Origin of the sequence: Mesorhizobium sp. M2A.F.Ca.ET.037.01.1.1 (genome assembly GCF_003998075.1) — a bacterium.
Classification (GTDB): Bacteria; Pseudomonadota; Alphaproteobacteria; order Rhizobiales; family Rhizobiaceae; genus Mesorhizobium.
Genome location: NZ_RZSA01000403.1, coordinates 1 through 5493, shown reverse-complemented (window position 1 = coordinate 5493; position 5493 = coordinate 1). Strand labels below are relative to the sequence as shown.

At 65.1% G+C, this 5493-nt stretch carries 5 protein-coding genes; 3 read left to right on the top strand and 2 right to left on the bottom strand.

All coding sequences use genetic code 11. The features are described 5' to 3' along the window. The coding region (locus tag EOA27_RS19810; RefSeq protein ID WP_127256942.1) for an endonuclease/exonuclease/phosphatase family protein at nt 1-927 on the top strand (927 nt) is incomplete at its 5' end. A 36-nt stretch (nt 928-963) separates the two neighbouring features. Here the strand turns inward: EOA27_RS19810 and EOA27_RS19805 are convergent. After that, on the bottom strand, nt 964-1566 hold the full coding sequence (locus EOA27_RS19805; protein WP_126078348.1) for a DUF922 domain-containing protein: 603 nt from the start codon (nt 1564-1566) through the stop codon (nt 964-966). Nucleotides 1567-1675: 109 nt separating this feature from the next. Further along, nucleotides 1676-3379 carry an electron transfer flavoprotein-ubiquinone oxidoreductase gene (locus tag EOA27_RS19800; protein WP_281059449.1) on the bottom strand — a complete coding sequence of 568 codons (1704 nt, stop codon included), beginning with the start codon at nt 3377-3379 and terminating at the stop codon, nt 1676-1678. Nucleotides 3380-3605: 226 nt separating this feature from the next. On the opposite strand from EOA27_RS19800, the gene EOA27_RS19795 reads away from it, so the two are divergent. Both EOA27_RS19795 and EOA27_RS19790 read left to right on the top strand, forming a co-directional pair. After that, nucleotides 3606-4244, top strand: coding sequence for a hypothetical protein (locus EOA27_RS19795; RefSeq protein ID WP_126078350.1), 639 nt, complete (start codon nt 3606-3608; stop codon nt 4242-4244). Between the two features lie 49 nt (nt 4245-4293). Further along, on the top strand, nt 4294-5280 hold the full coding sequence (locus tag EOA27_RS19790) for a uracil-DNA glycosylase (RefSeq protein WP_126078351.1): 987 nt from the start codon (nt 4294-4296) through the stop codon (nt 5278-5280). Nucleotides 5281-5493 lie beyond the last annotated feature (213 nt).

Sequence of the window (5493 nt, the reverse complement as noted above, 5' to 3'; positions counted from 1 at the left end):
TTCGATTCCTTCTCGCATTTCCGCATGCATCTGAGCGTGCTGACGGCGCTGCTCGCGCTGCCGCTGCTTGCCGGTTCCTACCGGCTGCAGGCGGTCGCGGCGCTGGTCTTCGCCATTGTATGCCTCGCCACGACCACGAGCGCGCTGCCCAGATTGTCGACGCAGCAGGCGGTCGCGAAGCCGGCCGACCGGATCGTCTACAGCCTGCTGCAGATGAACCTGCGCTTCAACAACCCGACGCCGAAGAAGGTGCTGTCGCTGATCGGCCGGACCAATCCAGACGTCATCACGCTCGACGAAGTGTCCGGCATGTGGGCGAAGGAGCTCGGCTATATTGCCGGCGCCTATCCCTATCGCATCCTGTGCGACTATCCCAACGGCATATTCGGCGTGGCGCTCTTGTCACGCCGTCCGTTCGCCGCCGGCACCGCGCCGCGTTGCGAGCCGCGCGGCGCGATGGCGACCGCAACGATCGATTTCAACGGCGTTCCGGTCGACGTCGCCGCGATCCATCTGAGCTGGCCTTGGCCAATGGAGCAGTCCTGGCAGATCGGCGAATTGGCGGAGCCGCTGGCCGGGCTCGGCGAGACCGCCATCATGGCCGGCGACTGCAATGCCGTGCCGTGGAGCGCGGCGGTGCGGCGGGTGGCGCGGCTCAGCGGCATGACGCTGATGCCCTCGGCCGGCCCGACCTGGCTCCACCGCACCCTGCCGGACGTCCTGCGCCGCTACGCCGGCCTGCCGATCGATCAGGTGTTCAGCAAAGGCGGGGTGACGATCCTGTCGTCGGCCCGGCTGGAGGATACGGGCTCCGATCATCTGCCGGTGCTGGTCGAATTCACGCTGCCGCCCGCAAGCGACCCGCCCGAGGACGCGCACAAGTCGGCACTGGCGGCGAACGACGCGCCGGACGGACCGCGCAGCTGACGCCCTGCCCTGGCAGGCGAACCGGGCTGGAGTTTTTCAGTTCTTTCCGATCAGCGCATTGACCAGCCGGTCGACATGGCCGCCGTCGCGGTGCTCGCGCGCGTCGAAAGTGTTCTGTTTCGCTTCATATTGCGCGTAGACGGCGTCGATCCGGCGCCTGGCCTCGCGATGGGTGGCGGTGCAGAACCAATTGTCGGCCAGCTTCAGGCCGGCAATGGACTTATCGGTGGCCCGCATCATGGCCTCGGCGATTCGACCGTGATGACGCTCGTGGGCGTGGACGCCGGCGAGGAAGCGCCGCCAGCGCCGCTCGAGCTCGGGTTTCGGCGGCGAAGCCAAGCGCGGAAAAGTGTAGGTGAGCTCCATCGTTCCGTCGGCGCCTCGCAACCTGCAGACCCCGTCGGTGCGGTCCACATCGAGCTTCCAGTTCACCACATAGCCGGTGTCGGCGATGGCGCGGGTCATGAAGCCGTGCTTGGGACCTTTGCGGTTCATCGCTTCGACCAGGGCAGCGCCCGTCGTGCCCACAACGTCATAGCTGCGTGTCGTGACCAGCACCTTGGTGCCGGCCAGGGCCTGCGGGGCGCCGCCGCACAGGCCGCCGAGCATGATGAGGCATGTAAGAACCGCCAGGCGCATGGCCCATTTGCTCCCTATCCGCAGAGAAGGAACTATAAGCCGTCTGCAATTTCAAGCGTAAGGAACCCGCTGACCGGAACCGCAAACCGCTGCCGGTCGATGAAGCGGCTCACATGCCCTGATAGACCGGGCCTTCGCCGCCTTGAGGCGGCACCCAGTTGATGTTCTGGTTCGGATCCTTGATGTCGCAGGTCTTGCAGTGCACGCAGTTCTGCGCGTTGATGACGAAGCGCACGTCCTTGGCCGACGGATCGGCGGCGGCGTTGCCGTCCTTGTCCACCCATTCATAGACGCCGGCCGGGCAATAGCGGGTCGAGGGACCGGCGAAGACGTCGTGTTCGGAACGCTGCTGCAGCGCCATGTCGCCGACGATCAGATGCACCGGCTCGTTTTCCTCATGGTTGGTGTTGGACAGAAACACCGAGGAGAGCCGGTCGAAGGTCAAGACGCCGTCCGGCTTCGGATAGGCGATCTTCTGATGCTTGGAGGCCGGCTCGAGCGTCGAATAGTCGGCCTTGCCGTGTTTCAGCGTGCCGAAGGGCGAGAAGCTGAACAGCGTGTTCAGCCACATATCGAGGCCGCCGATGCCGACGCCGACGATGGTGCCGAAGCGCGACCAGAGCGGCTTGACGTTGCGCACCTTCTTCAGGTCCTTGCCGATATCGCTGCCGCGCCAGGCTTCTTCATAGGAGGCGAGCTCGTCATTGGCGCGGCCGCCGGCGATGGCGTCGGCGACATGCTCGGCCGCCAGCATGCCGGACAGCACCGCATTGTGCGAACCCTTGATGCGCGGCACGTTGACGAAGCCGGCAGCGCAGCCCATCAGCACGCCGCCCGGGAAAGACAGCTTCGGCACGGACTGCCAGCCGCCCTCGGTGATGGCGCGCGCGCCATAACCGATGCGCTTGGCGCCTTCGAAGGTGCCGGCGATCGCCGGATGCGTCTTGAAGCGCTGGAACTCCTCGAAGGGCGAGAGATAGGGGTTCTTGTAGTTGAGGTGGACGACGAAGCCGACCGCCACCTGGTTGTCCTCGAGGTGATAGAGGAAGGAGCCGCCGCCGGTCTTCATGTCGAGCGGCCAGCCGAAAGAGTGCTGCACCAGACCCGGCTTGTGGTTCTCCGGCTTGACCTGCCACAGTTCCTTGAGGCCGATGCCGAACTTGCCCGGCTCGCGGCCGTCGGCAAGCTGGTATTTGGCGATGAGCTGCTTGGCCAAGGAGCCGCGCGCGCCCTCGCCGATCAGCACATATTTGCCCATCAGCGCCATGCCTGGCGCGTAAGCCGGGCCATGCGTGCCGTCCTTCTCGACGCCCATGTCTCCGGTGATGACGCCGGTGACGGCGCCGGCGTCGTTATAGACGAGGCTTGCCGCGGCGAAGCCCGGATAGATCTCGACGCCCAGCGCCTCGGCCTTGGTCGCCAGCCACCGGCAGACATTGCCGAGCGAGACGATGTAATTGCCGTGATTGTTCATCAGCGGCGGCATCAGGACGTTCGGCAGGCGGAAGGAGCCGGCGGGGCCGAGCACCAGGAAATGGTCCGCCGTTACCGGCGTCTTGAACGGATGATCGCCCTCCTCGCGCCAGCCGGGCAGCAGCCGGTCGATACCGATCGGATCGACGACCGCGCCGGACAGGATGTGCGCGCCGACCTCGCCGCCCTTCTCCAGGACGACGACGGAGAGCTCAGGGTTGAGCTGCTTCAGGCGGATCGCCGCGGCAAGGCCGGCGGGACCGGCGCCGACAATCACCACGTCGAATTCCATGCTTTCGCGTTCGATATCGCTCATCGACCCCTCTATCGCTTGCCGCATTCTCGCATTGTGCTGGCTCACGCGCTGCATAGCGCATCAATTCGCGACGCGAAACCGGCGCTGACGTGACAACGCCGATTTCGACAAAAAGTCGCGGTTTTCCTACGAAACGGCAGCAGCACAGGCCATGGCCAAGCATAGGCCAGACCCGGCATGTTGGCAGGCCAGGCGGCGCCTGCATGTTTTTAATTGTTCGGCGGCTTGGTTATCGGCAATACTTCGCGCCATGCGCAGTCCAGAGCCCTCCGGCTTTCCATCGAAGCGCTTACTCTTCACGCCGAGCCTGGCCTGGCGCGCGGTTCTTCCGCTCCTCTTTTTGAGCCTGCCAGCTGAGGCCGATCCGGTGAAGGTCTGGACCACCGGCGCCTATTCCTTCTCCGACGAGCTGGGCGGCTTCCGTATTACCAGCGTGTCCGGCATCGGCACCAAGGAAGATCCGCTGGTCATCAAGGAGGAGCTGAACACGGCGACGCCGGTGACGCTGACCATCCGCGCGACCAAGCCGATCGAGCCCTTCGGCAAGGCCGGCGAGGTCGCCAACGGCGTGATGTATATGCGCATCGACGTGCTCAACAACAGCGCGCTCCCCTGGGTGGAGTTCCAGTTCGAGCTGCAGGAAATCCTCGACCAGCCGAGCGTGTTCGGCGATGGCCTATCCTTCGACCAGCGCAACAAGACGCCCGACAACATCATCTCCAGCAATTTCGCCGATTTCGAGCGTAAGTTCGAACCCTATGACCAGTTGCTGTTCAAAAACGGCAAGGTCGATCCGCTGAAGTCAGCAACCTTCGATTTCCTGATCACCGACTACACGCCGCGCTGGACGTTCTACATCGTGCAGGATCCGCGCATACCGACCGGCTAAAAGTCTGACCACGGTTGCAAATTCGAACCGCGCGGACAATGGTGGCGCCATGACTGCCGCCTCCCCCAGAACGCCAGCCGAGATCGCCGAACTGCTCGCCTTCTATGCCAGCGCCGGCGTCGAGGACGCGCTCGAAGACGAGCCTATCAATCGGTTTGCCGAAGCGGCGGCAATGCCACCTGGACGCGGGCCGGCCGAACGCAGGCCTGCCGAGCGCGCGCCGGCCGCGCCGCGCCGCGAAGCCGCGCCCGAGAGCCGAACGGTACCCGAGCAGGCTCCCGAACAAGCTGAGAACCCGCCGGCGCCCTTCTCCGGCCTCGATGCCAGCAATATTCCGGACGCACCCGCCCGGCCGCCTGCAGCCGCGGCCGTTCCCGACGAGGGGCAGGTCCTGCTCGCGCGGCAGCTTGCCGCCCGCGCGACGACGCTCGATGAGCTGCGCCAACAGATGGCCGCCTTCGACGGCTGCAACCTCAAATTCACCGCCAAGAACCTGGTCTTCGCCGACGGCAATCCCAACGCCGACCTTATGCTGGTCGGCGAGGCGCCGGGCCGCGACGAGGATTTGGAGGGCCTGCCCTTTGTTGGCCGCTCCGGCCGGCTGCTCGATCGCATGCTGGCGGCGATCGGCCTTGACCGGGCCTCGGCCTATATCGCCAACGTCATCCCGTGGCGGCCGCCGGGCAATCGTACGCCGACGCCCCATGAGACCGAAATCTGCCGGCCCTTTATCGAAAGGCAGATCGAGCTGGTCAATCCGAAAGTGCTGGTCAATCTGGGTGGTCCGTCGGCCAAGACGCTGCTCAACACGGCCGAAGGCATCCTGCGCCTGCGCGGCAACTGGCGTGTGCACACGACGGCTTCCGGGATTGCCATTCCGGCGATGCCGACGCTGCACCCGGCCTATCTGTTGCGGACGCCAGCGCACAAGAAGCTGGCCTGGCGGGATTTTCTCGAGGTCAAGGCGAAGTTGCAGGCGTTGGCGCCTTCCCCTTCTCCCCTTGTGGGAGAAGGTGGCCGCGAAGCGGCCGGATGAGGGGTGCTCCAGGGAATGCCAGCGTCTCACTCCGCTGGAACACCCCTCATCCGACCGAGCTTCGCTCGGCCACCTTCCCCCGCAAGGGGCAGGGCTGTCCGGGGAAAGGTTCGGGTGAATCGAAATGCCGCATGTGCATGCCCCGTAAGACGGGGATTTTCCGTCTACCTTCTGGTTGTCGAGACTCAGAAAGGGAACGGGGCATGCGCTTTA